We start from the raw sequence: 975 nt of genomic DNA on the forward strand, positions 1-975 counted from the left end.
CGGGCAGGGCGTTGACGCCTTAGGTGAGGGCACGTGCAGACCGACGACCTGGTTTTGAAGGTTGGGCAGGGCTCAACTGCACGATCGCTTCGTTCAGATCCGCTTGCGTGAGTTCGCGCTGTTTCTTCGTACCCGGCAACCGTTCTTTGGCACGGACCGGTTGGCCTTGATTCGTGCGGGATGGTGAGCCCGATGCCCTCCGGTTATCGCGCTGCGCCTGAATCGCTTGTGCGACCTGGAGCACCTGGCTTAGGCGCTTGTGCTCAACCACAATGCCCTGGTCGAGTTCAGCTAATCGGTCGTATTGTCGGTACGGCAACACCTTGCCGTCAGCGCGGATCTCGATGCGTCCGTCCGGGTACTCCCACACCTCGATGTAGCGATGAATCAGCTTGCGGTTCGCCGGCGTGTCGTCCAGCAAATACATGACCCGGTCGTACTGCACCGTCAGCGATTTCGTCACGCGGCGCGTTTCGCGCCAAGTCATCAGCAGGTCCAGATTCTCGTCGTCGCGCAGCGGCCGATGCTCATCAAAGCTGCTCTTCGGCAGCTTGGCAAAACGCGCGTTGTAGGCCGCCATGAAGGAGGGCGCATAGGCATTGGCTTCGGCGACCGTGCTGATATTGCGCAAGCGCAACTCCTTCACCAGCCGGTCCTGCAAGGTCAGATGCGCCCGCTCGACGCGTCCCTTGGCCGAGCTGCTGTTGGCGCAAAACGTGTCGATGTTCAGCTCGTACATCGCCCGGCCGAAGTGCGTCACGCTGCTACCTGTCTTGCCAGCAGCGGTGCTGCGAAACACGCTCGCCTTGTCGCTGTAAAAGGCCTGTGGCTTGCCATAGCGCTCGATGTACGCCCGCGTCGCCTCGAAGTAGCTGAAGGTCGATTCCGTCGCCGTAAAGTGCAGCATCATCAACCGGCTCGTCGCGTCGTCGACGTACACCAGCAGCGTACAGGCTGGCGCCCGATCCTCGAACC

Annotated in this window: 1 protein-coding gene; it reads right to left on the reverse strand. The window is 61.3% G+C overall.

Translation table 11 applies throughout. From position 1 onward, the window contains the following. Nucleotides 1-19: 19 nt before the first annotated feature. Nucleotides 20-975 (reverse strand): ISNCY family transposase (locus DXT59_RS10145; RefSeq protein WP_116136793.1); only part of this gene is annotated, 956 nt, incomplete at its 5' end.

The organism is Trinickia diaoshuihuensis (genome assembly GCF_003390925.1).
In the GTDB taxonomy this organism is placed as follows: domain Bacteria; phylum Pseudomonadota; class Gammaproteobacteria; order Burkholderiales; family Burkholderiaceae; genus Trinickia; species Trinickia diaoshuihuensis.